At 69.1% G+C, this 26,675-nt stretch carries 20 protein-coding genes; 4 read left to right on the top strand and 16 right to left on the bottom strand.

What is annotated here, in order from left to right:
* Positions 1 to 459: 459 nt before the first annotated feature.
* Positions 460 to 831: an ArsR/SmtB family transcription factor gene (locus tag EOW66_RS04380; protein ID WP_128155132.1), complete on the top strand. Its 372-nt coding sequence runs from the start codon at positions 460 to 462 to the stop codon at positions 829 to 831.
* A gap of 79 nt (positions 832 to 910) precedes the next feature.
* Here EOW66_RS04380 and EOW66_RS04375 read toward each other — a convergent pair whose 3' ends face one another.
* The 3 genes from EOW66_RS04375 to EOW66_RS04365 all read right to left on the bottom strand — a co-directional run bounded on the left by EOW66_RS04375 (position 911) and on the right by EOW66_RS04365 (position 5,499).
* On the bottom strand, positions 911 to 1,138 hold the full coding sequence (locus tag EOW66_RS04375) for a hypothetical protein (protein WP_164881024.1): 228 nt from the start codon (positions 1,136 to 1,138) through the stop codon (positions 911 to 913).
* 150 nt (positions 1,139 to 1,288) lie between these two features.
* The gene (locus EOW66_RS04370; protein ID WP_128155128.1) at positions 1,289 to 4,528 is read right to left on the bottom strand and encodes an efflux RND transporter permease subunit; all 3,240 of its coding nucleotides are present in this window, start codon (positions 4,526 to 4,528) and stop codon (positions 1,289 to 1,291) included.
* Positions 4,525 to 5,499 (bottom strand): efflux RND transporter periplasmic adaptor subunit, encoded by a 975-nt coding sequence (locus EOW66_RS04365; protein WP_128155127.1) that lies wholly within the window; start codon positions 5,497 to 5,499, stop codon positions 4,525 to 4,527. The genes EOW66_RS04370 and EOW66_RS04365 overlap by 4 nt, the downstream gene beginning before the upstream one ends.
* A gap of 208 nt (positions 5,500 to 5,707) precedes the next feature.
* On the opposite strand from EOW66_RS04365, the gene serS reads away from it, so the two are divergent.
* Positions 5,708 to 6,997, top strand: coding sequence for a serine--tRNA ligase (gene serS / locus EOW66_RS04360; RefSeq protein ID WP_128155125.1), 1,290 nt, complete (start codon positions 5,708 to 5,710; stop codon positions 6,995 to 6,997).
* An 82-nt stretch (positions 6,998 to 7,079) separates the two neighbouring features.
* Positions 7,080 to 7,781, top strand: coding sequence for a tryptophan-rich sensory protein (locus EOW66_RS04355; RefSeq protein ID WP_128155124.1), 702 nt, complete (start codon positions 7,080 to 7,082; stop codon positions 7,779 to 7,781).
* A gap of 166 nt (positions 7,782 to 7,947) precedes the next feature.
* On the opposite strand, the gene der is transcribed toward EOW66_RS04355, so the two are convergent.
* The 5 genes from der to EOW66_RS04330 form a co-directional block, all read right to left on the bottom strand.
* A complete protein-coding gene (gene der / locus EOW66_RS04350; RefSeq protein WP_128155123.1) occupies positions 7,948 to 9,504 on the bottom strand; it encodes a ribosome biogenesis GTPase Der in 1,557 nt (518 codons plus the stop codon).
* 55 nt (positions 9,505 to 9,559) lie between these two features.
* Positions 9,560 to 10,852 carry an outer membrane protein assembly factor BamB family protein gene (locus EOW66_RS04345; protein WP_128155449.1) on the bottom strand — a complete coding sequence of 431 codons (1,293 nt, stop codon included), beginning with the start codon at positions 10,850 to 10,852 and terminating at the stop codon, positions 9,560 to 9,562.
* A gap of 88 nt (positions 10,853 to 10,940) precedes the next feature.
* Positions 10,941 to 11,597 carry a tetratricopeptide repeat protein gene (locus EOW66_RS04340; protein WP_128155121.1) on the bottom strand — a complete coding sequence of 219 codons (657 nt, stop codon included), beginning with the start codon at positions 11,595 to 11,597 and terminating at the stop codon, positions 10,941 to 10,943.
* Between the two features lie 111 nt (positions 11,598 to 11,708).
* Positions 11,709 to 13,493 carry an ABCB family ABC transporter ATP-binding protein/permease gene (locus tag EOW66_RS04335; RefSeq protein WP_239017509.1) on the bottom strand — a complete coding sequence of 595 codons (1,785 nt, stop codon included), beginning with the start codon at positions 13,491 to 13,493 and terminating at the stop codon, positions 11,709 to 11,711.
* 193 nt (positions 13,494 to 13,686) lie between these two features.
* Entirely contained in the window at positions 13,687 to 14,868 is a 1,182-nt protein-coding gene (locus EOW66_RS04330; protein ID WP_128155119.1) for a LysM peptidoglycan-binding domain-containing protein, read from the bottom strand.
* Between the two features lie 156 nt (positions 14,869 to 15,024).
* On the opposite strand from EOW66_RS04330, the gene EOW66_RS04325 reads away from it, so the two are divergent.
* The gene (locus EOW66_RS04325; RefSeq protein ID WP_128155118.1) at positions 15,025 to 15,585 is read left to right on the top strand and encodes an LOG family protein; all 561 of its coding nucleotides are present in this window, start codon (positions 15,025 to 15,027) and stop codon (positions 15,583 to 15,585) included.
* Positions 15,586 to 15,593: 8 nt separating this feature from the next.
* Here the strand turns inward: EOW66_RS04325 and rarD are convergent, their stop codons facing one another.
* The 8 genes from rarD to EOW66_RS04285 form a co-directional block, all read right to left on the bottom strand.
* Positions 15,594 to 16,487: an EamA family transporter RarD gene (gene rarD / locus EOW66_RS04320; RefSeq protein WP_128155116.1), complete on the bottom strand. Its 894-nt coding sequence runs from the start codon at positions 16,485 to 16,487 to the stop codon at positions 15,594 to 15,596.
* 140 nt (positions 16,488 to 16,627) lie between these two features.
* Positions 16,628 to 17,062, bottom strand: coding sequence for a baeRF12 domain-containing protein (locus tag EOW66_RS04315; RefSeq protein WP_128155114.1), 435 nt, complete (start codon positions 17,060 to 17,062; stop codon positions 16,628 to 16,630).
* Between the two features lie 156 nt (positions 17,063 to 17,218).
* Positions 17,219 to 17,818: a superoxide dismutase gene (locus EOW66_RS04310; protein WP_128155112.1), complete on the bottom strand. Its 600-nt coding sequence runs from the start codon at positions 17,816 to 17,818 to the stop codon at positions 17,219 to 17,221.
* Between the two features lie 224 nt (positions 17,819 to 18,042).
* Complete coding sequence (locus tag EOW66_RS04305) at positions 18,043 to 21,171, bottom strand: efflux RND transporter permease subunit (RefSeq protein WP_128155110.1); 3,129 nt, start codon at positions 21,169 to 21,171, stop codon at positions 18,043 to 18,045.
* A complete protein-coding gene (locus EOW66_RS04300) occupies positions 21,168 to 22,559 on the bottom strand; it encodes an efflux RND transporter periplasmic adaptor subunit (RefSeq protein ID WP_128155108.1) in 1,392 nt (463 codons plus the stop codon). Before EOW66_RS04300 ends, EOW66_RS04305 begins: the two co-directional genes overlap by 4 nt.
* Positions 22,560 to 22,822: 263 nt before the next feature.
* Positions 22,823 to 23,374 carry a sarcosine oxidase subunit gamma gene (locus tag EOW66_RS04295; RefSeq protein ID WP_128155106.1) on the bottom strand — a complete coding sequence of 184 codons (552 nt, stop codon included), beginning with the start codon at positions 23,372 to 23,374 and terminating at the stop codon, positions 22,823 to 22,825.
* Positions 23,367 to 26,321 carry a sarcosine oxidase subunit alpha family protein gene (locus EOW66_RS04290; RefSeq protein WP_128155104.1) on the bottom strand — a complete coding sequence of 985 codons (2,955 nt, stop codon included), beginning with the start codon at positions 26,319 to 26,321 and terminating at the stop codon, positions 23,367 to 23,369. The genes EOW66_RS04295 and EOW66_RS04290 overlap by 8 nt, the downstream gene beginning before the upstream one ends.
* Positions 26,321 to 26,644, bottom strand: a complete 324-nt coding sequence (locus EOW66_RS04285; protein ID WP_128155103.1) for a sarcosine oxidase subunit delta — start codon at positions 26,642 to 26,644, stop codon at positions 26,321 to 26,323. The genes EOW66_RS04290 and EOW66_RS04285 overlap by 1 nt, the downstream gene beginning before the upstream one ends.
* Between the last annotated feature and the right edge of the window lie 31 nt (positions 26,645 to 26,675).

The raw sequence follows: 26,675 nt of genomic DNA, 5'->3' as shown, positions 1-26,675 counted from the left end.
AGGAAAATCAACCCCCTGCGCGGGGCTTCCCGGCGAAGCCGCGCGAAAGTCGCCTGCCTGCCCGGATTTTGCCGCATTCCGCCGATAGCCGGAGACCGAGGCGCCGCGCGGAAACGGCCCGGCGCCCCGGCACGGCCGGAAACGGAGGATGGAATGAGCTACCTGAGCTTCGACAGCATCGCCCTTCTGGTCATCGTCACGGCCGGCGTGACCGAGCTGCTGCGCCGCCTGCGCCCGGCCCCGCGCGCGCCGAAATCGGCCTGATCCGCCCTATTCCGGCAGCAATCCGCTCACTGCGCAGGCAGTTCTGCCCTGGCGCAGCCCGGCTGTGCGCCTTGGCACCGCGACAAAACGCGCCGACCACTCGATTCTCCTGCGCAGCCGTGCTAATCCCGTTGCCCAGACGGTCCCTTCGCCAAGCCGGAGCGGCCGTGGCAGCGAAGGAGAACGCAGCGCATCATGGCGGCGGACGGGCAAGACATCATCCAGACCGAAGCGACGGCGGCAGACCCCGCCGAGCGTTGTGCACGGCTCGACGCAGAAGAGCTGATGAGCCGCGCGCAGGAGGCATCGAACCTGCTCAAGGCGCTCGCGCACGAAGGTCGGCTGATGATCATGTGCCATCTCTCCTCGGGCGAGAAGACGGTGACCGAGCTCGAGAACCTGCTGGAATCGCGGCAGGCCGCGGTCAGCCAGCAACTGGCGCGGCTGCGCCTCGAGGGGCTGGTGACCAGCCGCCGCGAGGGCAAGGCGATCTATTACTCGCTGAGTGATCCGAAGGCGATCCGCGTCGTCGAAACCGTCTACGAGATGTTCTGCAAGGGCATCTGAGCCCGCCTGCCCCGATCCCCCGGCAGAAAAAGCCGCCCCGGTTTCCCGGAGCGGCCCGCCCGTGCGCTGGTGCCGTGGTTCAGTCGGAGCAACTGACCTCATAGCCCGTGCTGCCGGGCGTGTTGTTCACCTTGTAGCAGTGCTGCACGCCGTCATCGTCGACGCATTCCTTCCAGGAAGTACCATCGCCCTGATCCATCCAGTCGGTGCAACTGGGCTCGGCAAACACCCGCACTGGCACGAAACCGGCTGCGACGGCCAGAACCACGACCGACGCTTTCAAGACGCTGTGCATCTCATCCTCCATGCGTCACCCCTGTGACAGCTCCAGACTAGCGCCGCGCCGCGTGGGGGAGCGATCACATCTGCCGTGCCCGAATGTCGCACCCCTGCCCCGGAACGCGAACACCCGGCGTCGCCGCCGGGTGTCCGATTGTCGGTCTCGCTCCGCCCCGGATCAGGTCTTGAAGATCCGGTAGATCGCCGGGATCACCAGCACGGTGAGCAGCGTCGAGCTGAGCAGACCGAACAGCAGTGAGATCGCCAGCCCCTGGAAGATCGGGTCGGCGAGGATCACCACCGCGCCGATCATCGCCGCGATCGCGGTGAGCAGGATCGGCTTGAACCGGATCGCCCCCGCCTCGACCAGCACGTCGATGTCCGACTTGCCCTCGTGATTGCCGTGGCGGATGAAGTCCACCAGCAGGATCGAGTTGCGCACGATGATGCCCGCGAGCGCAATGAAACCGATCATCGAGGTGGCCGAGAACGGCGCGTGGAAGATCAGGTGGCCGAGCATGATGCCAAGGAAGGTCAGCGGGATCGGCGTCAGGATGACCAGCGGCAGCCGGAACGAGCCGAACTGCGCCACCACGAGGATGTAGATCCCGAGGAGCGCCACGCCGAAGGCCGCGCCCATGTCGCGGAAGGTGACCCAGGTCACTTCCCACTCGCCGTCCCACAAGAGCGTCACATGGCTCTCGTCGTCGGGCTGGCCATGCAGCGACACCACCGGCTTCTCGCCCGGCGCCCAGTCGATCTTGTCGAGCGCCGCGTCGACCGCGATCATGCCGTAAAGCGGTGCCTCGAAGGTGCCGGCAAGATCCGCCGTCACCATCTCCGCCTCGCGGCCGTTGTGGCGGAAGATCGGGAAGGAGGATTTCTCCTCCTGCACCTTCACCACGTCGCCCAGCTCGACCACACCGCGCGCGCCCGGCAACACGTTCGCCGGGATCGGCGTCGACAGCGTCGCCTCGTTCATCACCCGGTCGCCCTTCGCCCGCGCCATCACGATCGGCAGCGGCGAGCGCTCGTCGCCGCGGTGCGAATAGCCGACCGTGGTCGAGCCGTTCAGCAGGCCGAGCGTGTCGAAGACGTCGCTTTCCTGCACCGAGTAGAACTCGAGATCGTCCGAGTTCACCGTGGCACGCAGCCGGCGGGCCTGGGTGCCGAAGCTGTCGTCGACATCGACGATGAAGGGCACGCTTTCGAAGGCCATGCGGATCTTCGCGGCGGCGGCGCGCCGGGTCTCGGGATCAGGGCCATAGACCTCGGCCAGAAGCGTCGCCATCACCGGGGGCCCGGGCGGCGGTTCGACCGTCTTCAGGCTGGTGCCCTTCGGCAGGTCGAGCTTGGCGATCCGCTCGCGCACATCAAGCGCGATCTCATGCGAGCTGCGGTCGCGGTCGGCCTTGTTCGTCAGGTTGATCTGCACGTCGCCCTGATAGGGGTATTCGCGCAGGTAGTAGTGCCGCACCAGCCCGTTGAAGTTGAACGGCGCCGCGGCGCCGGCGTGGGTCTGCACCGAGATCACCTCGGGCAGCTGCGTCACCACCTCGGCCACCTGCTGCGCCACCGCATCCGTCGCCTCGACCGAGGAGCCCTCGGGCAGGTCGATCACCACGCTCAGCTCCGATTTGTTGTCGAAGGGCAGGAGTTTCACCGTGACATGCTTGGTGTAAAGCAGCCCGAGCGAGCCGAAGCTGAGCACGATCGCGGCGATCAGGAAGGCCCAGGCGGTGCGCTTGGTGCGCAGCACCGGCCGCGCCACCCGCTCGTAGAGCGCGCCGAGCTTGCCGCCGGCGTGATGGCCCGGCCCCTCGGCATGCGAGGACATGTCGGCGCGCCCCGCGATCTTCACCATCAGCCAGGGGGTGACGATCACCGCGATGAAGAAGGAAAAGATCATCGCCGCCGAGGCGACCGAGGGAATGGGCGACATGTAGGGGCCCATCAGCCCGCTGACGAACAGCATCGGCAGCAGCGCCGCGACCACGGTCAGCGTGGCGACGATGGTCGGGTTGCCGACCTCGGCCACCGCCTCGATCGCCTTCGCGATGCGGGTGCCCGGGGTCTTCATCGCCCAGTGCCGCGCAATGTTCTCGATCACCACGATCGCGTCGTCGACGAGGATGCCGATCGAGAAGATCAGCGCGAAGAGGCTGACGCGGTTCAGCGTGAAGCCCATGATGTTCGCCGCGAACAGCGTCAGCAGGATGGTCACCGGAATGACGATCGCCACCACGATGCTTTCCCGCCAGCCGATCGCGAAGAAGACAAGCGCGATGATCGACACCGTGGCGAGGCCGAGGTGGAACAAGAGCTCGTTCGCCTTCTCGTTCGCAGTCTCGCCATAGTCGCGGGTGACCTGCACCTCGACGGTCGACGGGATCAGCGAACCTTCAAGCTCGTGCACACGTTCGAGGATCTTCTCGCCCACCACCACGGCATTCGCCCCGGCGCGCTTGGCGATCGCCACCGTCACCGCCGGGCGGCGGTCGAGCGTGCCGTTCTCGCGGGTGACATTGGCCACGATGTGGTCCGAGGTGTCGCCGACATAAGCGACCTTCGCCACGTCGGCCACATAGACCGGGCGGCTATCGCGGGTGGTCAGCAGAAGCCCCGCGATCTCGGCCGGCGCGGTCAGCGTCTTGCCGGCGACGAGGTCGATCTGTTCGCCCTGATCGCGCAGCTTGCCGGTGTTGAAGGCGCGGTTTGCCTGCTCGACCTTGTTCGACAGCTGCTGCAGTGTGACGCCATACATCGCAAGCTTCTCGGGATCGGGCTCGATCCGGATCGCCTCGGTCGCCTCGCCGACGATGTAGGTCAGACCGACATTGTCGATCTTCGTCACCTCGGTCTGCAGCTCGCGCGCGATGCGGGTCAGGTCGTTCGCGCCGATCTCCTCGCCGGGCTTGCCCGAGAGGGTCAGCGCCACGATCGCCACGTCGTCGATGCCACGGCCGACGATGATCGGCTCGTCGATGCCGGTGGGGATGCGGTCCATGTTCGCCTTGACCTTCTCGTGCACGCGCAGGATTGCCGCGTCCGAGGAGGTGCCGACGACGAAGCGCGCCATCACCAGCGCAGAATCGTCCGAGGTCTGCGAATAGACGTGCTCGACCTCGTTGATGCCCTTGATGATGGTCTCCATCGGCTCGGTCACGAGCTTCATCGCATCCTCGGCCTTCAGGCCCGGGGCCTGCAGGTGGATGTCGACCATCGGCACCGAGATCTGCGGCTCTTCCTCGCGCGGCAGCGAGACCAGCGCGACCAGACCGACGGCGAGCGCCGCAAGGATGATCAGCGGCGTCAGCGCCGAGCCGATGAAAGCCCGCGTCAGCCGGCCGGCGATGCCGAGGCGATGCTCGGGAATGCCGAGCGGATGCGCCTCGTCGGGGATCTGGTCCTGGCTCATTCCGTCACCACCTCTTCGCCGCCGGTGAGACCGGTGATGATCTCGACCATGTCGGTGCCGTTCTCGATGCGATGATCGCCGGGAACGACGGCGCGTTCGACGGTGCCCTCGCCCGCGCGCACCCGCACGAAGTCCAGACCCGAACGGGTCGAGACCGCGGTTGCGGGCACCAGAATCGCCTCGCGCCGGGCAAGCGGCAGGCGCACCAGCACCCGCGCCTGCACGAATTCCGAATCAAGGTTCGGCACCTCGACATCGGCATCGACCCGGCCGCCCTCGATCAGCGGATAGACCTTGACGAGCTTGCCCTCGATCGCGCCGGTCGCGCCGTCGATGTGGATCGCGTCACCTTCCTTCAGCGTCGCGGTGAAGCGCTCGGGCACCGAGATCCGCAGGAAGAAGCCGCCGCCGCCGACGGTGGCGACGGTCTCGCCCGCCATCACCACGGCGCCCATCGCCACCGGCACCGACAGCACCCGGCCCGAGATCGGCGCCAGCACCTCGCCCTCGGTCGCCTGCTGCTCGGTCACCTTGCGGCTGGCCTGCTGCGCCTCGATCTGGCTCATGTAGACGTCGACCTGGGTGCGCAGCGCATCGAGCGCCTGGGTCGTGGTGATGCCGCGCGCGCTCAGCTCCTGACCGCGTTTCAGCTCGGTCTGGGCATTCGCGAGCTGCGCCTGCAACGCCGCGATCTGCGCGTCGATCGCGCTCAGCTGGAAGGCGATCTTCTCGTCGACGACCTTGCCGATCGGCTGGCCCGCCTGCACGAGCTCGCCCTCGGTCACGCTCAGCTCGGTCAGCGTGCCGCCAAGCCGCGCCCGCGCCGCGATCGAATCCTTCGCCTCGATCTGGCCATAGACCGCCTTCCAGTCGACGACCTCGGTCGGGGTCACGTTGAAGCTCTGCTCGGCACGCAGCCCTTGCGGCACGGCCAGTGCCAGAAGCGCCAGCGGCAAGACGTAAGTTTTCATGTCGGCATCCCTTCCCTACGGCGCCCAGATCCCCGGCTCGCGTCCGGGCATTTACATTCTGTATCTTGAATGTGTGACCACTTACACGATTATCCAATCATCCCGCAAGACCCCGCGCCATGACCGGGATCAATGCCGCGGCCGGCGGGGCTTTCATGCCGCATCTTTCCGCGCTAAACGCTTTGGCGCAACCATCAGAGGTGAGCCCATGCACGACATCCGCGCCATCCGCGAAAACCCCGCCCAGTTCGACGCAGCCCTTGCGCGCCGGGGGCTCTCGCCGCTCGCCTCGGAGATCCTTGCGCTCGACGAGGCCCGCCGGGCCGCGATCCACGCCGCCGAGACCGCGCAGGCCGAGCAGAACGCCGCCTCGAAGCTCGTGGGCGCGGCCAAGGCCAAGGGCGACGAGGCCGAGTTCGAACGCCTGCGCGCGCTGGTGGCCGAGAAGAAAGCGCAAGTCGCCGCGATGCAGGCCGAGGCCGGCCGGCTTGACGCCGACCTGCGCGACAAGCTGCTGTGGGTGCCGAACAGCCCGCTCGACGAGGTGCCGCAGGGCGCCGACGAAAACGACAACGTCGAGGTCCGCCGCTGGGGCACGCCGCGCGCCTATGACTTCGCGCCGAAGGAACATTACCAGCTTCCGGCCGTCGGCAAGGCGATGGATTTCGAGACCGCGGCGAAACTCTCGGGGGCGCGTTTCGTGGTGCTGAAATCGGGCGTCGCCCGGGTGCACCGGGCGCTCGCGCAGTTCATGCTCGACCTGCATGTCGACACCCACGGGCTCACCGAGGCGATCACCCCGGTGCTCGTCCGCCCCGAGACCATGCTCGGCACCGGACAGCTGCCGAAATTCGCCGAGGACAGCTATGAGACCACCAACGGCTGGTGGATGATCCCCACCGCCGAGGTGACGCTGACCAATTTCATCGCGGGCGAGGTCTGGGACGAGGCGGCACTGCCCGCCCGGATGTGCGCGCATACGAACTGCTTCCGCTCGGAAGCGGGCTCGGCCGGCAAGGACACCGCCGGCATGCTGCGCCAGCACCAGTTCGAGAAGGTCGAGATGGTGACGATCTGCCGCCCCGAGGATGCGATCGCGGAACACGAGGGCATGGTGAAACGTGCCGAATCCGTGCTCGAGGCGCTCGGCCTGCCCTATCGCCGCATCGTGCTGTGCACCGGCGACATGGGCTTTGGCGCGCAGAAAACCTATGACCTCGAGGTCTGGCTGCCCGGGCAGAACACCTATCGCGAGATCTCCTCGGTCTCGACCTGCGGTGCGTTCCAGGCGCGGCGGATGAACGGGCGCTACAAGCCCGCCGCCGGCGGCAAGCCCGAATTCGTCGCCACGCTGAACGGCTCGGGCCTCGCCGTCGGGCGCTGCCTGATCGCGGTCCTCGAGAACGGTCAGGAGGCGGATGGTTCCGTCACCCTGCCCGCCGTGCTGCACCGCTATCTCGGCGGCAAGACCCGCCTCGTCGACGGCGTTCTGGTCTGAGCCAAAAAACCGACCTCAAGGGGCGCGGCGGGGGAACCTTGCCGCGCCCTTTGCGTTTTGGCTGAAACTCCCGGGGGATATGATGCAGCGCCTGAAAGCGATCCTGACCTTCACCGCCGCGCTGGCCTTTGCCGCCGCCTCCTACAGCGCGCGCAATTTCCGCGGCTATGATCCGGCCGCCTTCCCGGTGCCGGTGATGAACCCGCCGTTCCAGCCCGCGCCCTGGGCGTTCTCGATCTGGGGCCTGATCTTCCTCGCGCTGATCGCGCAGGCAGGCTTTGGCCTTTTGCGCCGGGCCGAGGACCGGGCCTGGGACGCGCCGCGCTGGCCGCTGATGCTGTCGATGGCACTTGGCGCCAGCTGGCTTGCGGTGGCGATGCAGGCCCCGGTGTTTGCCACGGTGCAGATCTGGCTGATGGCGGGGCTCGCCCTCGTCGCCCTTGCCCGCGTGCCGAAGGGCGGGGAATTCGCCCTGCGCGCGGCGCCGATCGGGCTTTACGCGGGCTGGCTCACCGCCGCGACCATGGTTGCCACCGGCACGGTGCTGGTGGGCTACGGGCTGCTGCCGCTGGGCGTCGCAAGCTGGGTCGTGCTTGCGGCGGCGGTGGCCGTGGGACTTGCCGTCACCGCGCGCCTCACCCCGGGCGCGGCCTATCCGGCGGGGCTGATCTGGGCGCTGATCGGCATCATCGCGGCGAACACCGCAAACCCCGCGCTGGTCGCCGGCGCGGCCGTTGCCATCCTTGCCCTTGGCGCGACAGGCTGGATGCGCCGCGCGGGGTGAGAGCGCCGACGCCTCCGGCGGGAGTATTGATACCAAGAAAAAGCCAAAGCCCCCCGCTCCGCCCCCCTGGTTTTTTCTTGGCAAAAATACTCACACGACCTCCCCCTGCGCCCCGGCCGGGCCGCCAGAACGGAAAACCCCGCCGTCTTGCGACGACGGGGGTTTCTCATTTCTTCGGCGGGCGCTGGCCCTTGGGTTTGGGCTTGTCGGGCCGCATCGTGCCCGAGGGTGCGACGCCGCCCGAGGCACCCTTGCCCTTGCGCTCGGCCGCCTTGCGCGCCTCGACGTGTTTCGTCAGCCGCGACGGGATCGACTTCTTGCGATCCTTGTAGGGGTTCTTCGAGCCCTGATCGCGGAAGAAGATGCGGATCGGCGTGCCCGGCATGTCGAAATCGGCGCGCAGCCCATTCACCAGGTAGCGGCCATAGCTTTCCGGGATCTTGTCGGTATGGGTCGCCATGATGACGAAGCCCGGCGGCCGGGTCTTTGCCTGGGTCATGTAGCGCAGCTTGATCCGGCGCCCGCCCGGTGCCGGCGGCGGGTGCGCCTCGGTCATCGCCTGCAGCCACATGTTCAGCTTCGCGGTCGAGACGCGGCGGTTCCAGATCTCATAGGCGCGGATGATCGCATTGTGCAGCCGGTCGAGCCCCTTGCCGGTCTTCGCCGAGACGGTGACGAGCGGCGCACCGCGCAGCTGCGGCAGGGACTTCTCGAAATTCTCGCGCAGCTCCTTGAGCTTCTCGGGCTTGTCCTCCTCGAGATCCCACTTGTTCGCGGCGACGATGACAGCGCGGCCCTCGGTCTCGGCCAGATCGGCGATGCGCAGGTCCTGGGTCTCGAACGGGATGTTGACGTCGATCAGCACCACGACCACCTCGGCGAAGCGCACCGCACGCAGCCCATCGGCGACCGACAGCTTCTCGAGCTTGTCGTTGATCTTGCCCTTCTTGCGCATGCCGGCGGTGTCCCAGATCCGCATCGGCGTGCCCATGAACTCGGTGGTGACCGAGATCGCATCGCGGGTGATGCCCGCCTCGGGCCCGGTCAGCAGCCGGTCCTCGCCGAGGATCTTGTTGATCAGCGTCGACTTGCCGGCATTCGGGCGGCCGATCACCGCAAGCTGCAGCGGCTTTGCCGCCGTCGGCATGCGGAAGGTGCCCTCTTCCTCCGAGCCCTCCTCGAGATCGACATCGACCTCGGGGGCGTCGGCGGCGTGCTTTTCGGTGAATTCGTCGGCGAGCGGGCGCAGCGCGGTATAGAGATCGTCGAGCCCCTCGCCATGCTCGGCCGAGATCCGGATCGGCTCGCCAAGGCCGAGGCTCCAGGCCTCGATCGCGCCGGCATCGCCCGCCGAGCCCTCGGCCTTGTTCGCGGCGACGATGACATGGGCGTTCTTGCGGCGCAGGATATCGGCGAAGATCTCGTCGGCCGGGGTCACGCCGGCGCGCGCGTCGATCAGGAACAGGCAGACGTCCGCCTCCTCGACCGCGCGCTCGGTCAGCCGCCGCATCCGGCCCTGCAGGCTGTCGTCCTCGGCAAGCTCGAGCCCGGCCGAGTCGATGACGATGAAGCGCAGGTCGCCAAGGCGTGCATCGCCTTCGCGCAGGTCGCGGGTGACGCCGGGCTGGTCGTCGACGAGCGCGAGACGCCGGCCCACCAGACGGTTGAACAGCGTCGACTTGCCCACGTTGGGGCGGCCCACGATGGCCAGGGTAAAGCTCATGTTCCGCTCCTTGGTGCGACCGAAGTCGCCGCTTTACACGGGTTTTGCCCCGGGCTCAACGGTAGGCGTGCAGAACCCCGTCACGGCTGACGACATAGAGCGTGCCGCCGGCGACCACCGGGTCGGTCGAGGCGCCGCCGGGGATCTCGGTCTGGCCGATCAGGGCACCGCTTGCCGGGTCGAAGACCCGCAGCAGCCCGTCCGAGGAGGCGACGAACAGCTTGCCGCCCGCCAGCACCGGGCCGTAATGCACCCAGATCTCGTTCTGCTTCTTGACCTTGTCCTTGACGAAATAGGGCAGATCCTTCGACCAGATGACGTCGCCGGTCGCGGCATCGAGCCGCTCGATCTGCGCCTGGTCATTGACGATGAAGAGCGAGCCGCCCGCCACCTGCACCGGCGAATTCGGACCCTCGGTCGCGGTCCAGAGCCGCTCGCCGGTGTTCAGATCGAAAGCCGCAAGCTTGCCCGCCGAGGAGCCGGCATAAAGCGTGTTGCCCGAGATCACCGGCTCGCCGGTCAGGTCGGAGACCGAGGCATAGCCGCGGCCAAGCCGCGCACCCGCCACCTGCGCCGACCACAGCGTCATGCCGCGCGTCTTCAGTGCCGCGATGAGTTCCCCCGTCGAGAACGGGAAGACCACCATCCGGTCGTTGACGACCGGCGCCGCGACGCCGCCCATGCCCGCGCCGGCGGGCGTGCTGCCGAGCTGCCACATCACCTTGCCGTCGGCCGCGCGCACCGCCCAGGCCGAACCGTCGCGCACCACGACATAGACCATGCCGGCCGAGACCGTCGGCGCGCCGCCGATGCCGGCGTCGAAGCCCTGCCGCCACAGCACCTTGCCGGTCGCCGCATCAAGCGCGGCAAGCTCGGCATAGCCCGAGGTGACGAAGATTTTGCCGCCGTCATAGGCGAGCCCGGCGCCGCTGGCATCGTCGGCACGGTCGCCCGGCGGGGTGACGTCGGTCTGCCATTGCCGGGCCCCGTTCGTCGCCGTCGCGGTCACATGGCCGCGGCTGTCGAGGGTGAAGACGCGGCCCGCGGCCACCACCGGCTCGGCCACCAGCCGGTAGCGGCGGCTTTCGCCCGTGCCGATCGGCGCGGACCAGACCTGCGTGGTGCCGGCACCGATCGCCGGGTTGGTCAGCAGATGCCCTGCCCCGCCCGCCCGCTGCGGCCAGTCGGCATTCGCCTGCGCCCGCGGCAGCGAGAGCGCGCGCGGCGCCTCGGGCGTGGCGATCGCGCTGCCCGGAACCGAGCCCTCGCCGACCACGGCGCGAGGATCGAGCCGTTCGCCCGGCAGGATGACTTCCTTCTCGCAGCCCGCAAGCACCGTCGCGGCCATGCCCAGCACAGCGATTCCCCGGATCAGCTTCACCGCTTTCGTCCCCCTGCCTTCGTTACCCGTGCCGGTCCTGCGCAAACGGACCCGCCTATTGCGCCGCCGTCTCGGCCGCCGGGTCACCGCCCAGGGCCACAATCAACTCAGTCGCGCGCTGTTGCAAGCCCGGCGTGACCGCGGAATCGGAGAGCACTTCGCGCGCCTTGGCGATCGCCGCAGCCGTATCGCCGGTCTCGAGCGCGAGCACCGCAAGCTGTTCGAGCGCCATCAGCCGATAGGGCGCCCCGGGCTGGGCCAGCGCCTCGAGCTCGGTCCGGCGCGCCTCGGCCGTCATCGTGTCGCCGGCGATCAGCACCGCCTTCAGCCGCGCCAGATCGCGCAGGCTGGCGGGCAAGGTGGCATCGGCCGCAACCGCGTTCAGATCGGCCAGCGCCGCATCGGCGCGCCCGTCCTGCACCGCCTGCGCCGCCGACATCAGCTTTGCCACGCCGACGCGCGGACCATCGGCCTGAATCTCGGAAAGCGCCGCGCCCGGGTCATCGGCCTGCACCGCGCCCAGAAGCGAATCCCCGAAAGCCTGCGCCGCGTCACGCGCCCGGATGCTGCGCCACTCGGTGAAGGCCGAGCCGCCGACGATCGCCACGATCGCCACCGCACCGATCCAGCCATACTTGCGGAAAGCCGCAAACAGCCGGTCGCGACGCACTTCCTCGGTGACTTCCTCGATAAAGCTGTCGGTCTGATCCACGGGCGGACTCCTTGATCTGTCGCGCCTTCTTATACGCAAGCGCGCCCACTTGCCAAGGCCGGCCCGGGCCGGCCGGCAGGGGCGCGCCGGGATGTGATGCGGCGCGCCCGATCAGGCCGCGCTCGCCTCCGTTTCGCCGTCCTCGGACGACTGACGCGCCCACATCGCGGCATAGCGCCCGCCATGGGCAAGAAGCGCCTCGTGCGTGCCTTCCTCGACGATCTTGCCCTTCTCGAGCACCACGATCCGGTCGGCATCGGCAATGGTCGAGAGCCGGTGCGCGATGGTGATGACGGTGCGGCCCTCGCCCATCGCGTTCAGGCTGTCCTGGATGTCGCGCTCGGTCTGGGTGTCGAGCGCCGAGGTCGCCTCGTCGAGCAGCAGGATCGGCGGGTTCTTCAGCAGCGTCCGGGCGATGCCGACGCGCTGTTTCTCACCACCCGAGAGCTTCAGCCCGCGCTCGCCCACCGCCGTCTCGTAGCCCTCGGGCAGGCTCATCACGAAGTCATGGATCTTCGCGGCACGGGCGGCAGCGACGATCTCGGCCTCGGTGGCGCCGGCGCGGCCATAGGCGATGTTGTAGCGGATCGTGTCGTTGAACAGCACGGTATCCTGCGGCACCACGCCGATCGCGTCGTGCAGGCTTTGCTGGGTGACGTCGCGAAGATCCTGCCCGTCGATCCGGATCGCGCCGCCGGTGACGTCGTAGAAGCGGAAGAGAAGCCGCCCGATCGTCGACTTGCCCGAGCCCGAGGGGCCGACCAGCGCCACGCGCTGCCCCGCCGCCACGGTCAGCGAGATCCCCTTCAGGATCGGCCGGTCCGGGTGATAGGCGAATTTCACCGCGTCGAAACAGACCTCGCCGCCGGTGACCTTCAGCGCCGGCGCGCCGGGCTTGTCCTCGATCTCGGCGGGCTGGTGCAGCAGGTCGAACATCTCGCCCATGTCGACAAGTGCCTGACGGATCTCGCGATAGACCGTGCCGAGGAAGCCGAGCGGCATGGTGATCTGGATCATGTAGGCCTGCACCATGACGAAATCGCCCACCGTGAGCTTGCCCGACTTCACCTCGAGCGCCGCCATCACCATCACCGCGACAAGCCCCGCGGTGATGATCAGCGTCTGGCCGAAGTTCAGGAAGGCAAGGCTCTGCCCGGTCTTCACCGCGGCCTTCTCATAGCCCGCCATCGAGGCGTCGTAACGCTCGGCCTCGCGGGTCTCGGCGCCGAAATACTTCACCGTCTCGAAGTTCAGCAGGCTGTCGATCGCCTTCTGGTTCGCCGCGGTGTCGGCATCGTTCATCTTGCGCCGGATCGCCACGCGCCATTCGGTCACCTTGAAGGTGAAGGTGACATAGGCCCAGATCGTGACCACCACCACCGCGGCATAGCGCCAGTCGAAAAGCACCGCGAAGAGGATGGTGACAAGGGTCAGCTCGAGGATCAGCGGCCCGACCGAGAACAGCATGAAGCGCAGCAGGAACTCGACGCCCTTCACGCCGCGCTCGATGATCCGGCTCAGCCCGCCGGTCTTGCGGGTGATGTGGTAGCGCATCGAAAGCGCGTGGATGTGGCGGAAGGTCTCGAGCGCGAGCGCGCGCAGCGCGCGCTGCGCCACCCGCACGAAGACCGCATCGCGCAGCTCGCCAAAGCCCACCGAGCCAAGCCGCGCCAGCCCGTAGATCACCGTCAGCGCCACCGCGCCCAGGGGCAGCAGCAGCCCCTCGTCACGTGCCGTGCCGGCCAGACTGTCGACCGAGGCCTTGTAGACGAGCGGCGTCGCGACCGAGATCACCTTGGCCACGACGAGAAGCACCATCGCGATCAGCACGCGCTGCTTCACCCAGGGGTGATCTGCCGGCCACAGATAGGGCAGCACCGAGCGCAGTGTGCGCATGTTGCGCGCCCGGTCCTCGGCGCTGAGCTTGCCGGATTGGGTGATCTGGGAGGGCGGCATGGAATCCTCGCTGGCGCGGCGGCGGCGCCTTCTGTCGGTTCTGGTCATCGGAAAGGACGGGCGGGGCATCCCTGCCCGCTGGTGTCCGGCCCCTACCTAAGCCGCGCCGCGCCGGTGTCCAGCCCCTTTTGCCTCACTCCGGCAGGGTGAAGACCTGGCCCGGATAGATCAGGTCGGGATCGCGGATCTGGTCGCGGTTCGCCTCGAACAGCTTCACATAGAGATAGGGATCGCCATAGGTGTCGCGCGCGATCGCCCAGAGCGTATTGCCGGGCGCGATGGTGACGACGCGCGGGGCGGCAGCACCGGCGCCCCCCGCCCCTACCGCTTTCGCCGAGGCCGCCCCGGCCGCTGCGGCAAGGGTCTCGGGCGCCGCGGCGTCGAACCCGGTCGCGGCCCGCGCCACCACCTTGCCGGCAGCGTCGATCGCGTCGATGCGCAGCTCGTGCCGGCCGGGCGCCGTCTTCGGCAGCTGCATCCGCCAGGCGCCCTCGTTGCCTGCCTGCACAAGCCCCGCCTCGGCGCTGTCGACATAGGCGCGCAGCACCACGCCCGCCGGCGCCCCGCGACCGCTGATCTCGATCGCGCCGTCGGCACCGAAGGCGAGCGTGTCGATCACCAGCACGTCGGAAGCGCCGGCCAGAACCTCGGCCCCGGCGCCGTCGGTGACGAGCGGTTTTGCCGCCAGCGTCTCGGCCGCGGCGACCTGCTCGGCCACCACCGCGGGCGCCGCCCCCGCCGCCGTCGCCGCCTGAGCCAGCGCGACCGGGCTCGGCGCCACGGTCAGGGTCTCGGCCAGATCGCGGGTGACGCCATCAGCGCCGGTGACCTTCACGCTCAGCACCCGCGCCGAGGCCGAGGGCGCGACCGTGGTGGCCAGAAGCACGAAATCGCCATTCGCATCGGCATGCACGGTGTCAAGCGGCGCACCGTCGAGCAGCACCTCGACCGTCGCCCCGGGCGCGGCCTTGCCGGCGAGCGTCAGCCCGCCCTCGGGCGTCACCCGCAGCACGTCGAAGCGCGCGCCTTCGGCAGGCACGGCGGGCGCGGCCGTCGCAGGTGCCGGGGCAGCCCCCGTCGTCTCGCCCGACATCGCCGTGGTCGCGGCGGGCGCGGCCTCGCCCTGGGCGGGTGTGGCGGGCTCGGCCACCTTCGGCGCCGCCGGTTCCGCGCTTTCGGGGGCGGCCCCGGGCACCGGCCCGTTCACCGCCCACCATCCCACCAGAACCGCCACGATCGCGGCCGCGACCGCCGCCCCCGCGGCAACCCCGCCCGCCCCCGCGCGCTTGCCGTTGCCCTCCGCACCTTCCGTCATCGCCGTCGTCCTTTTCCCTCTTTCGCCCGCGGTCTGCGCCACGGCTTGAGCCCGCCCACTTGAGCCGGTATCACGGCACAAAGCAACTCCCCGCGCGCCCGAACCGCCGGCCGGATGGCCTCCGCTGCCCGCACGGGCCCATCCGAAGGATCCGCCATGTCCCAGCCTCCCGTCCATTCCGTCTGCGTCTTCTGCGGCGCCCGCCCCGGCGCCCGTCCCGCCTATGCCGAGGCGGCGCGCGCCACCGGCGCGCTGCTCGCCGCGCGCAACTGGCGCCTCGTCTATGGCGCGGGCGATGTCGGGCTGATGGGCGAGGTCGCGCGCACCGCGCAGGCCGCCGGCGGCGCCACCTTCGGGGTGATTCCCGCCCATCTCTTCCCGCTCGAGGTGGGCAAGCGCGACCTGACCGCCTTCGTCGTCACCGAGACGATGCACGAGCGCAAGAAGGTGATGTACATGAATTCGGACGCGATCGTCGTGCTGCCGGGCGGCGCCGGCTCGCTTGACGAGTTCTTCGAGGTGCTGACCTGGCGCCAGATCGGGCTGCACACGAAACCGATCTTCCTGCTCGACACCGAGGGCTACTGGCAGCCGCTCGTCGCGCTGATCGAGAACATCGTCGCCGAAGGCTTTGCCGCGCCGAGCCTGCGCGACTTCGTGGTGACGGTGCCCGATGTCGCCGCGCTCGAGGCGGCGCTCGTCACCGCCTTCGGCTGAGGCCGGGCTCAGCCGGCCTGCGCCGCACCGCGCAGGCTGGCGAAGGAGTAAAGCGCGAGCGCCCCCCAGATCAGCGGGAAGGCGACGAGATAGGCGTGGGTCAGCGGCTCGCCGAAGGCGACGACGGCCACCAGGAATTGCAGCGTCGGATTGAGGTAGAGCATCACCCCCACCGTCGCCAGCCGCACCCGCCGCGCGGCATAGGAGAACAGCATCAGCGGCCCGCCGGTCATCACGCCCGAGAACACGAGCAGCGCGCTCATCGTCCAGTCGCCGCCGAAGCTGCCCGAATGCGGCGCAAAGCCCCAGCCGAAATGCTCGGCGATCAGCAGCGCCAGCGCGAAGGGGGCCAGCAGCACCACCTCGGCACAGACCGAAACCGCCGGCGGCAGGTCGATGCCCTTCTTGATCAGCCCGTAGAGCCCGAAGGTGGCGGCGAGGGTCAGCGCGATCCAGGGCGCCTTGCCCAGCGACCAGGTCAGCCACAGCACCACACAGGTGACAATCAGCACCGCAAGCGTCTGCAGCCGGCCCATCCGCTCGCGCAGGAAGATCATGCCAAGCGCCACCGCGACCAGCGGGAAGATGTAATAGCCAAGGCTCGCCTCCATCGCGCGGCCATTCTGCACCGCCCAGATGAACCCGAACCAGTTAATCGAGATCAGCACCGCCGCCAGCGCCAGCGCCGCGGCCTGGCGCGGATTGCGCAGCGCGGTGACCAGCGCCCCGAGCTGGCCCTGAAAGGCCAGAACCACGGCGAAGAACACCACCGACCACACCGTGCGATGCGCGAGCACCTCAAGCGGCGGCACCGAGGCCAGCAGCTTGTAATAGATGCCCGACAGGCCCCAGATCAGACAGACCGAGATCAGTGCCCAGAACCCCTTGACCGTCTCGCGCATGTCCATCCCCTGCCGTTACGCGCCAGCACTGCACGAAACGGCAAGGAAAGGGAAGACCGGCCGGTCCGGCGCCGCTTCACCGGCCCGTGATCCCGGATGGGACCCCGGGATCCGGTCCGGCGCCGGTCGTGCGCGCTCTGTCAGACCGGATCGAGCGCCGCGGCCAGCACCTGCGCCACCTCGGGCAGCGGCTGGCCGGTCAGGGTCTTGTCGAGTTCCGCCACGACGCCGGCGGCAAGCGCCTCGGGCAACACGGCGCGCAGCGCAGCCAGCATCCGCGGCGGCGCCACCAGGACGAGTCGCGCCGCGCCGGCATGGGTGCCGAGAAACGCCACGAGATCGCGTGCGAAGCGTTCCTGCCCGACCCGTTCGGGATCGCCCTGCTCGAAGGCGGTTCCATGCCCGGTCGCCCGGTCGCCCTCGCGGCCGGGCTTGTCGGCGAACTCCACCTCCGGGGCCGCCCGGCATTCCGCCACAAGCCGCAGCTCCGGCGTTTTCGTGTCACCGGCATTCTCCAGAAGAAGGGCCCGCGTCTCGTCCGAGACCAGAACCCGCATTCCCTTGGAAAGCAGCATGATATCCTCCTGTCCTTATCCCCCTGCCCGGCAAAGATGGGCCTGCTCACCGCCAATGTCCAGTGCCCCGGACAAAGCGCCGCAGCCGTCCCCCGGGGCATGCAAAGGCCCGCCGGATCGCTCCGGCGGGCCTGTCTGTCGCGATGATCGCCGTGATTACAGGCGCGAGGCGACGTTTTCCCAGTTCACCAGCTTCTCGAGGAAGTTTGTCAGGTAGGCCGGGCGCTTGTTGCGGAAGTCGATGTAGTAGGAATGTTCCCACACGTCACAGCCAAGCAGCGCGGTCTGGCCGAAGCACAGCGGGTTCACGCCGTTCTCGGTCTTGGTGACCTTGAGCGCGCCGTCCTTGTCCTTGACGAGCCATGCCCAGCCCGAGCCGAACTGCGCGGCGCCGGCGGCGGCGAAGTCTTCCTTGAACTTGGCGACCGAGCCGAAGGATTCGACCAGCGCCTTTTCCAGCTCGCCCGGCATCGCCTTGCCGCCCGGGCCCATCATTTCCCAGAACTGAGTGTGGTTCCAGTGCTGCGAGGCGTTGTTGAAGATGCCGTTCTGCGCCACGGCGCCGGCCTGGTAGGTGCCCTTGACGATCTCTTCGACCGACTTGCCTTCCCACTCGGTGCCCGCGATCGCCTTGTTGCCGTTGTCGACATAGGCCTTGTGGTGCAGGTCGTGGTGATATTCGAGGGTTTCCTTCGACATGCCCAGATCGGCCAGAGCGTCGTGGGCATAGGGAAGGGCAGGAAGTTCGAAAGCCATGTGTCTCGTCCTCGGTTGCGTTCGATTGGCCCTAATTGAAGGGCGCGAAGCCGCAAGGTCAAGGGCGCATCCGCACAGATCGGGTGCGGCGCAGGCGATGGCCAGGAAGGGGGGCGCTGCCCCCCCTTTCCCTGCGGGAAATTCCCCCCCGGGATATTTGCCGCGATTGGAAGACGGCAGGGGGCGGGCACCGGACGGTGTCGCGCCCCCTGCCCTCATGGCGCTCAGCCCGCCGCGGCGGATCGCGGGGCCTCCCCGGGCCCGGCCCGGTCGGCGACCGAGAGGCCGAGATCCTCGAGAATGGCGAGAATCGCCGGGGTCACGAACAGCGACAGCAGCGTCGCCGAGGTCAGACCGAAGGCAAGGCTCGCCACGATCGGGCGCAGGAACTGGGCCTGGGTGCTTTGCTCGAAGAGCAGCGGGCCGAGCCCGACGACGGTGGTGAGCGAGGTCAGGAAGATCGCGCGGAAGCGGTCGCGCACCGCCTCGCGCCCGGCCTCGAGCATCGCCATGCCGGCGGCGCGGCGCGCGCCGATGAAGGCATCGAGCAGGATCGTGTCGTTCACCGCGACGCCTGCGAGCGTGGCGAGGCCGACGAGGCTTGGCAGCGAGATCTGCAGCCCGAGCGCCATGTGCCCCCACATCACCCCGACCAGGCCCAGCGGCACCGCGGCGATCACCGCCACCGGGCGGATGAAGCTCGACAGGGTGAAGGCGAGGAGCAGATAGACGCCAAGCGCGCCCGCCAGCACGAAGCGCAAAAGCGAGGCGCCGGTGGTCGCGGTGTCCTCCTCCTCGCCCAGCACCGCGACCTTCACCCCCGGCCGCTTCTCGGCGAGCCCGGGCAGGTAGTCGGCCCGCATCGCCGCCATCAGCTCGCGTGCATTGGCGATGGTGGGGTCGATCGTGCCCTGCACCGAGACCGCGCGCATTCCGTTCACATGGGTGATGGTGTTGTAGCCGCGGGTCTGGGTCACCTCGGCCACCGCCGCAAGCGGCACCAGCGCGCCGGTCGCCCCCGGCACGCGCAGCGCCAGCACATCGCCGATGTCGCGCCGCTCGGAGGCCGCAAGGCGGGCCACGATGTCGATCGGGCCGCGGCCATCGGCGAAGGTGACGGCGCTGTCGCCGCGGAAGGCCGCGCGCAGCTCGGTCGCAAGCGCGAGCGGGGTGACGCCGAGAAGCACCGCCGCGGCCGGTTTCATCCGCACCACCAGTTCGGGCTTGCCCGGCTGCAGGTCGAAGGTGACGTCGCGCACCCCGTCGAAGCCGCGGAAGAAGCGGCGCAGCTCGCGCGCGGTGGTGGCAAGCTCGGCCAGATCCTCGCCCTCGAGGCGCAGGTCGATGGGCTTGCCGCCGGCGCCGCGCTCCTTATCGGTGATGCGGAAGGCCGCCATGTCGGGCATCTGGCCGACGCCCTTCTTCCAGCCATCAAGCACCGCGCCGACCGGCGTGGTGCGGGTGCCCGCGGGCAGCAGCGCCGCGCTCACCGTCGCCATGTTCGGCCCGCTCGACGGGCTGTCGGCATTCACCCCGTAGGTGACGGTATAGCTTTGCACCAGCGGCTGGCCGCCCGGCTGATCCGGGCTCAGCTCGGCGTTCAGCTTCTCGAGCGCCTTCACCACCTTCGCCACCCGCGCCTCGGTGCGCGCAAGTGGCGCGCCTTCAGCGAGCAGCAGCCGCGCCTCGACGGTGTCGCTCTCGAGGGTGGGGAAGCTCTGATACTTGATGAAACCGCCAGTGAAGGGGGCGACGGAGAGCGCCACGAGCAGCATCGCGAGGCCAAGGGTCAGATAGCGGAAACGCAGCGCCAGCCCCGCGAGCGGCACCACCACCCCGTCGCGCAGCCGGTCGAAGGCGGCGTTCACCGCGCGGCTGACGGCGCCCGGGCGCCACTCGCCCGCCAGCGAATGGCGCATGTGGGCGGGCAGGATCAGGAAGGCCTCGATCAGGCTGACGCTCAGCGTGATCAGCAGCACGATCGGGATGTATTTCAGCAGCGCGCCGATATTGCCGGAGAGGAAGCTGAGCGGGCCGATCACCATCGCGGTGGTCAGGAACGAGGCGATGACCCCCGGCCCGACCTGTTTCACCCCGTTCACCGCGGCCTCGAGCGGCGCCTCGCCCGCCTGCCGCCGGCGCACGATGTTTTCCGAGATCACGATGGCATCGTCCATCAGGAGCCCGGTCGCGACCAGCAGCGCCACCATCGTCATCATGTTGACGGTATAGCCGAGCAGCTGCATCGCGAAGATCGCGCCGAGGAAGCTGACCGGCAGCCCCATCGCCACCCAAAACGACATCCTGAGCCCGAAGAAGAGCCACATCGCCACCAGCACGAGCACCAGCCCCTGCACCCCGTTCACCCCGATGATGCGCAGCCGCTCGATGATGTTCGAGGTCGAATCCTGCGAGATCGCAAGGGTGATGCCCGCCGGCGCCTCGGCCGCGGCGCGCGCGATCTGCCGGTCGAGCGCCGCCTTGACCTTCAGTGCGTCCTGCGAGGCGGTCTTCGACACCGCGACGATGGCGGCGCGATGGCCGTTGAACCAGGTCGCCTGCGACGGATCGGCAAAGCCCGGCCGGATCGTCGCGACATCGCCCAGCCGCACGGTGCCGCCCGAGGCGCTGCTGCGCAGCGGGATCTGGGCAAGCTCGGCCGGCGTGCGCTTTTCGCCAAGGAAGCGGATCGCGGTCTCGCCCGCCGCGCCCTCGAGCGTGCCGGCCGGCATGTCGAAGCTGTCGCGCGCGAGTGCCGTCGCCACGCCCGCCATGTCGAGCCCGAAGCGTTCGAGCGCGGCGCGGTCGAATTCGACCGCCACCTCGCGGTCGGAAAAGCCCGTGACATCGACCAGCGAGATCGCCGGATCGGCGCGCAGCCGGTCGGCGAGCGCCTGCGCATAGGCGTAGAGCACGGCCGGGTCCTCGGGCCCGGTGACCGCGACCGAGGCGACCGAGGCCGTGCGTTCGACGATCTGCGTCACCGGGTCTTCGGCCTTGTCGGGGAAGCTGGTGATGCCGTCGACCACATCCTTGATGTCGTTCGAAAAGCGCGTCATGTCCGCGCCCTCGAGGATCTCGGCGGTGATCTGTGCGGCATTCTCGCGCGCCAGGCAGGTCAGCTTGGCGAGGTTCTCGACCTTCATCAGCAGCGGATCGGCGACGGTGCAGATGCCGGTTTCGACCTCGGCGGGGGCCGCGCCCGGATAGGCGATGCGGACCGAGACCTCGGAGGGCGGCGTCGCCGGGAAGGTGTCGCGCTGCAGCATCGGCAGCGCCAGCAGACCGAGCCCGGCAATCGCCAGCATCAGGATGTTGGCGGCGGTGCGGTGGCCGGCAAAGAGGCGGATCATTGGCCGGCCTCCGGGGTCTTTCCGGCCCCGCCGCCGCCCGAGCCGCCGCCCATGCCGGCGCCGGACCCGCCGCCCATGCCGCTGCCGGGCTTTGCCGCACCGGGCGCCTGACCGAGCGCCTCGGCGGCGATCTCGGCCTTGCGGGTCTCGTCCTCGACCGGCTTCACCGCCATGCCGGGCACGGCGATCGCGGGATCGGTGACGACCAGCCTGTCGCCCGCCGCAAGCCCCTTCGTCACCACCGCAAGGTCGCCCGAGACGAAGCCGGTCTCGACCTTGCGCGGCTCGAGCGTGCCTGCGTCCGACACCACAAGCGCGGTGCCGCCCGCCACCGCCTCGGCCGGCACCACGAGGGCCGCGCGTTTCGGCGCGAAAAGCTCGACCTCGACCACCATGTTGCGCCGCAAGGGCGGACGCTCGCCCGCCACGCTCTGCCCCTGCGGGTCGGTGACGCGCACCACCACCGGCGCGCTTTGGGTGGTGGCGTCGATCGCGTCGCCCACCCGCTCGACCGTCGCCTTCCAGACCACCGCGTGATCGCTCGCGGGCAGCTTCACCCGCGCGCCAAGCCCGGTGACCGTTGCCCCCTCGCCCGCAAGCCGCAGCAAGGGCCCGATCCGGCCGATCGGGAATTGTGCCGAGATGTCGACCGCCTCGGTGCCCTCGGCGGCGAGCAGCACCTGACCGCGGCTGACATATTGGCCGAGATCGGCGTCGAGCGCGGTCACCCGCAGGGCATAGGGCGCGCGGATCTCGGCGAAGGCGATCGCGCGTTCGAGCGAGCCGCGCTGCGTCGCCAGAACGTCGCGCTCGGCCGCGTTCAGCTTCAGCTGATTCTCGAGATCGGTGACCCTGGTCTCGGCCACCAGCTCCTGCCGGCGCGAGGTCTCGAGCGCGGCCGCGGTCACCACGCCCTGGGTATTCAGCCGCTCCTGCCGCGTCAGATCCTGCTGCGCGAGCCCGAGATCCCTGCGCGCGAGCACGAGGCTCGTCTCGACGGTCTGGTCCTTCACCCGCGAGGCCGAGACCTGCGCCTCGATATTGGCAAGGTCGAGCTTCAGATCGGTGTCGTCGATGCGGAAGAGGAGCGTGTCGGCCGCCACGATGTCGCCCGCCGCCAGCGGCTGCGCGACGGCGGTGATCTCACCCTCGGCGCGCGCCACGGCGCGCCATTCGCGCACCGGCGCCACCGTGCCATAGCCGCTGATCCGCGGTACGAGACCGGTGGGGGCAAGCGTGATGACCCGGACCAGCGTCGGTGGCCGGGTCGTCGCCACGGGGTCGGGCAGGGTCTTCAGCCGTCCGGCATAGAAGATCGCCGCCACCCCGAGGGCCGCGGGAACCGCCACCATCACCATCCTTGCGAAAATGCCGCGCTGTCCCGCCATCCGTCCGTCCCGTCCCCGCTGTTGTGTGCGGGGACGATGACGCAGGGGAATTTATTCGTCTATACGAATATGTCTGCGGACGGGAATTTTCGGACAGCGGGGAACGGCGCCGTCAGGGCCGACGCGCCGAAGCGGGGACGAGCCGCGGCGTGCAGGGGGGCGCTGCCCCCCGCGCTGACGCGCTCCCCCCGGGATATTTGCGGCAATTGGAAGCGGAAGAGAGGCCAGACGGGAGGGAGCGCCGGGACGCTCCCCCCCGGTCGTCAGAAGATCTCGCCGCCGCGACGCGAGGAGACCTCGAGCAGCCCCATCACATAGGTCGCGACCGAGCGGAAACAGACGAGGCTGATCTCGTCCGCGCCCGAGCGCCACAGCGCCACCGCCACCTGGGCGGCGCGGGTGCGGCGCATCTCCATCGCCGGCAGGGTGGCAAGGTCGAGCGGGCAGAGCTTCATCACCACCTCGTCGGCCTTCGCCCCCGAGACGGTGAAGCGTGCGCGCATGTCCGACACGTTCACCACCAGCGCGTGGCTTTCGGCCAGCACGGTGGCGAGCGTGGCCGCCAGCCCCGGCGCCTCGTCATAGCCGCAGACCAGCAGCAGCTCGTCGGGGCTCATCCAGCCGAGCGAGCGGCCGCCGGCCGCCATCACCTGGCGCAGCGCCGGCACGGTCAGGCCGAGCGGGGCGAGCGCCGCGGCAAGCGCCGGGTCGGCAAGGTCGGCCCGGATCGTCACCATGCCGGTGAGCCCGGCCTCGGCCACGGTGGCGAAGCCCGTGTGGGTCTCGCCCTTCAGCGCGGACATTGCCTCAGACATTGGCCTTCTCCCCTTCCTTGTCGTAGAAGCACGGATCGACGATCTTCGCCTTGTGCACCACCCCACCATCGCCGGGGAAGTCGAGCACCTCGCCCATCCGTTCGGGCCCGTTCACGACCAGCCCCATGGCGATGCCCTTGTTCAGCGTCGGCGACCAGTAGGTCGAGGTCACGCGGCCTTGCGTGTTGCGCTGGCCGTTCGCATTGTGGCCGTCCGCCACGGCATAGACGCCATCGGGCAGCACCGTGCCGTCGACCGTCTCGAGCCCGACGAGGCGCCACCGATCCGGCCGCACCATCTCGACGCGCGCCTGCGCGCGCTTGCCCAGATAGTCGTCCTTCTTCTTCGAGATCGCCCAGCCGAGGCCGAGATCCTGCGGGATCACCGTGCCGTCGGTCTCGTCGCCGATCATAATGAAGCCCTTCTCGGCGCGCATCACATGCAGCGCCTCGGTGCCGTAGGGCATCGCGCCGAACTCGGCGCCCGCGGCGACCAGCGCCTGCCAGAAGGCGAGGCCCATGTTCGCGGGGACCGCGATTTCATAGGAGAGCTCGCCCGAGAAGGAGATCCGGAACACCCGAGCGGGGAAACCGCCCAACGTGCCTTCGGCGAGGCTCATGAAGGGCAGCGTCTCTTTCGAGACATCCATGCCGCCGAGCTTTTCGAGCACCGCGCGCGCCTTCGGACCGACCACCGCGACCTGCGCATATTGCTCGGTCAGGTTGGCGGTCCAGACCTTCCAGTCCCACCACTCGCATTGCAGCCAGTCTTCCATCCAGGCGTGGATATGCTCGGCCCCGCCCGAGGTGGTGTGGCACAGCCAGCTGTCCTCGCTCAGCCGCACCACGACACCGTCGTCCATCAGGAAGCCGTTCTCGTTGCACATGATGCCGTAGCGGCACTTGCCGACCGGCAGGGTCGACATCATGCCGGTGTAGAGCATGTCGAGGAAACGCCCGGCGTCGGGCCCCTTGACCACGATCTTGCCCAGCGTCGAGGCGTCGAGCAGCCCGACATTGCTGCGGGTGTTGCTGATCTCGCGGTTCACCGCATCGCGGTGGGTTTCGCCCGCGCGCGGGTAGCAATAGGGCCGGCGCCACAGGCCCACGGGTTCCCAATGCGCGCCCTGCGCCTCGTGCCAGCCGTGCATCGGGGTGCGGCGCAGCGGCTGGAAGATCTCGCCGCGCGCCTCGGCCGCGACCGCGCCGAAGCTGATCGGGGTATAGGGCGGGCGGAAGGTGGTGGTGCCGGTCTGCGGGATCGCCTGACCAAGCGCATCCGAGAGGATCGCAAGGCCGTTGATGTTCGACAGCTTCCCCTGATCCGAGGCCATGCCGAGCGTGGTATAGCGCTTGGTATGCTCGACCGAGGTATAGCCCTCGCGCGCGGCAAGCTGCACGTCCGAGACCTTCACATCGTTCTGATAGTCGAGGAAGGCCTTGAACTTGAGCGCTTCCCTGGCGCCCGCGGGCATCACCCAGACCGGCGCGAGCGGCGCCTCGGGCTCGACCGTCCCGGTCAGCCCCGCCTCGGCGCAGATCGCGTCGAGGCTGAGCGCGCCATTCGCCGCGCCGACCACCCGCGCCAGCGCCGTGCCATCGGCCTTGATCGGCGGACGGCTGGCATCGGGGCGGAACATCGCCCCCGCCTCGTCCCAGATCAGCTTGCCGCCGACATGCGAGAACAGGTGCACCACCGGCGACCAGCCGCCCGACATCGCGACACAGTCGCAGGCGACGGTCTCGATCACCCCGCCCTCGCCCGCCTGGGCGCAGATCTCGACGCCGGTGACGGCCTTGCGGCCGAGCACCCTGGCGACGCCGCGGCCCTCGAGCACGCGCACGCCGCGCGCCTTCACTGCCATCGGCAGCGCGCCGGTGACGCTGTCGCGCGCGTCGATCACCACCGGCACGCTGAGCCCGGCGTCAAGGACGGCGAGCGCGGTGCGGTAGGCGTCGTCGTTGTTGGTCACGATCACCACGCGGTCGCCCGGGCTCACCGCCCAGTTCACCACGTAGTCACGCACCGCCGAGGCCAGCATCACGCCCGGCACGTCGTTGCCGGCGAAGGCGAGCGGGCGCTCGAGCGCGCCGGTCGCGGTGACGACCAGCCCGGCGCGGATGCGCCACAGCCGGTGCCGCGGGCGGCCGTCGGCCGGGGTGTGATCGGCGACACGCTGATAGCCGAGGACATAGCCGTGGTTGTAGAGCCCGGACACCATGGTGCGGGTGAAAAGCTGGACATTCTCCATCTTTTCAAGCGTTTCAATGGCGTTCTTGACCCATGCCTCGGGGGCCAGCCCGTCGATGGTGCCGCCGTCGACCGGCGCACGCCCGCCCCAGAAGGCGGTCTGCTCCATCACCATCACGCGCTTGCCGGCCTGCGCCTCGGCGAGCGCCGCGGCAAGCCCCGCGACACCACCGCCCGCGACCAGCACGTCGCAGAAGGCATAGGTCTGTTCGTAGCGGTCCGGGTCGGCCTCCTTCGGCGCGGCGCCAAGGCCCGCGGCCTGCCGGATCACCGGCTCGAACAGGTGCTTCCACGCCCATTTCGGCGCCATGAAGGTCTTGTAGTAGAAGCCCGCCGGAAAGAGCTTGCCGATCTTGTCGTTGATCTCGCCGATGTCGAAGTCGAGCGAGGGCCAGTGGTTCTGGCTCGACGCCTCGGCGCCCTCGAAGAGCTCGGTGGTGGTGGCGCGCTGGTCGGGTTCGAGCCGCGCATTGCGGCCGAGGTTCACCAGAACGTTCGGCTCCTCGACGCCCGAGGCGACAAGGCCGCGCGGGCGGTGATACTTGAACGACCGGCCGAGCAGGGTCTTGCCCGAGCCGAGCAGCGCCGAGGCGAGCGTGTCGCCCTGAAACCCGCGCAGCGGCGTGCCGTTGAAGGTGAAGTTGAGGGGCTTCGAGCGGTCGAGAAGCCGCCCCCCTTTTGCAAGACGGGTGCTCATTATTTCCAGCCCTCCCAGCCCGGGCGCTTGTTCTTGATGGCGGCGATCAGATCGGCCGGCGGTTCGGTCGTCTGCGCCGGATAGGTGCCGAAGACCTCGAGCGTGTTGGTGTCGCGCGCGGCGAGGAACCACTTGCCGCAGCCATAGGCATGGCGCCAGCGCTCGAAATGCACCCCCTTCGGGTTCTTGCGGTTGAACAGGTAATCCTCGAACTCGGCGTCCGAGGAGCCGGGGCCGAAGCGCTTCAGATGCGCCTCGCCACCGCCGGTGAGTTCGCTCTCCTCGGCGGCAACGCCGCAGTAGGGGCAGGTGAATGTCAGCATGTCAGCAGGCCTTCCTGATGGAGAGTGCCAG

Source organism: Paenirhodobacter huangdaonensis, assembly GCF_004022465.1.
Lineage (GTDB): Bacteria > Pseudomonadota > Alphaproteobacteria > Rhodobacterales > Rhodobacteraceae > Rhodobacter > Rhodobacter huangdaonensis.
The sequence above is the reverse complement of the archived record's forward strand: the minus strand, read 5'-3'. Positions and strand labels throughout refer to the sequence as shown.

Excerpts from the sequence above, each read along its gene's own strand:
- EOW66_RS04380 (WP_128155132.1), top strand. The coding sequence starts at position 460 with ATGGCGGCGGACGGGCAAGACATCATCCAGACCGAAGCGACGGCGGCA.
- EOW66_RS04375 (WP_164881024.1), bottom strand. The coding sequence starts at position 1,138 with ATGGAGGATGAGATGCACAGCGTCTTGAAAGCGTCGGTCGTGGTTCTG.
- EOW66_RS04370 (WP_128155128.1), bottom strand. The coding sequence starts at position 4,528 with ATGAGCCAGGACCAGATCCCCGACGAGGCGCATCCGCTCGGCATTCCC.
- EOW66_RS04365 (WP_128155127.1), bottom strand. The coding sequence starts at position 5,499 with ATGAAAACTTACGTCTTGCCGCTGGCGCTTCTGGCACTGGCCGTGCCG.
- serS (WP_128155125.1), top strand. The coding sequence starts at position 5,708 with ATGCACGACATCCGCGCCATCCGCGAAAACCCCGCCCAGTTCGACGCA.
- EOW66_RS04355 (WP_128155124.1), top strand. The coding sequence starts at position 7,080 with ATGCAGCGCCTGAAAGCGATCCTGACCTTCACCGCCGCGCTGGCCTTT.
- der (WP_128155123.1), bottom strand. The coding sequence starts at position 9,504 with ATGAGCTTTACCCTGGCCATCGTGGGCCGCCCCAACGTGGGCAAGTCG.
- EOW66_RS04345 (WP_128155449.1), bottom strand. The coding sequence starts at position 10,852 with ATGGCCGCGACGGTGCTTGCGGGCTGCGAGAAGGAAGTCATCCTGCCG.
- EOW66_RS04335 (WP_239017509.1), bottom strand. The coding sequence starts at position 13,493 with ATGCGCACACTGCGCTCGGTGCTGCCCTATCTGTGGCCGGCAGATCAC.
- EOW66_RS04330 (WP_128155119.1), bottom strand. The coding sequence starts at position 14,868 with ATGACGGAAGGTGCGGAGGGCAACGGCAAGCGCGCGGGGGCGGGCGGG.
- EOW66_RS04325 (WP_128155118.1), top strand. The coding sequence starts at position 15,025 with ATGTCCCAGCCTCCCGTCCATTCCGTCTGCGTCTTCTGCGGCGCCCGC.
- rarD (WP_128155116.1), bottom strand. The coding sequence starts at position 16,487 with ATGCGCGAGACGGTCAAGGGGTTCTGGGCACTGATCTCGGTCTGTCTG.
- EOW66_RS04315 (WP_128155114.1), bottom strand. The coding sequence starts at position 17,062 with ATGCTGCTTTCCAAGGGAATGCGGGTTCTGGTCTCGGACGAGACGCGG.
- EOW66_RS04310 (WP_128155112.1), bottom strand. The coding sequence starts at position 17,818 with ATGGCTTTCGAACTTCCTGCCCTTCCCTATGCCCACGACGCTCTGGCC.
- EOW66_RS04305 (WP_128155110.1), bottom strand. The coding sequence starts at position 21,171 with ATGATCCGCCTCTTTGCCGGCCACCGCACCGCCGCCAACATCCTGATG.
- EOW66_RS04300 (WP_128155108.1), bottom strand. The coding sequence starts at position 22,559 with ATGGCGGGACAGCGCGGCATTTTCGCAAGGATGGTGATGGTGGCGGTT.
- EOW66_RS04295 (WP_128155106.1), bottom strand. The coding sequence starts at position 23,374 with ATGTCTGAGGCAATGTCCGCGCTGAAGGGCGAGACCCACACGGGCTTC.
- EOW66_RS04290 (WP_128155104.1), bottom strand. The coding sequence starts at position 26,321 with ATGAGCACCCGTCTTGCAAAAGGGGGGCGGCTTCTCGACCGCTCGAAG.
- EOW66_RS04285 (WP_128155103.1), bottom strand. The coding sequence starts at position 26,644 with ATGCTGACATTCACCTGCCCCTACTGCGGCGTTGCCGCCGAGGAGAGC.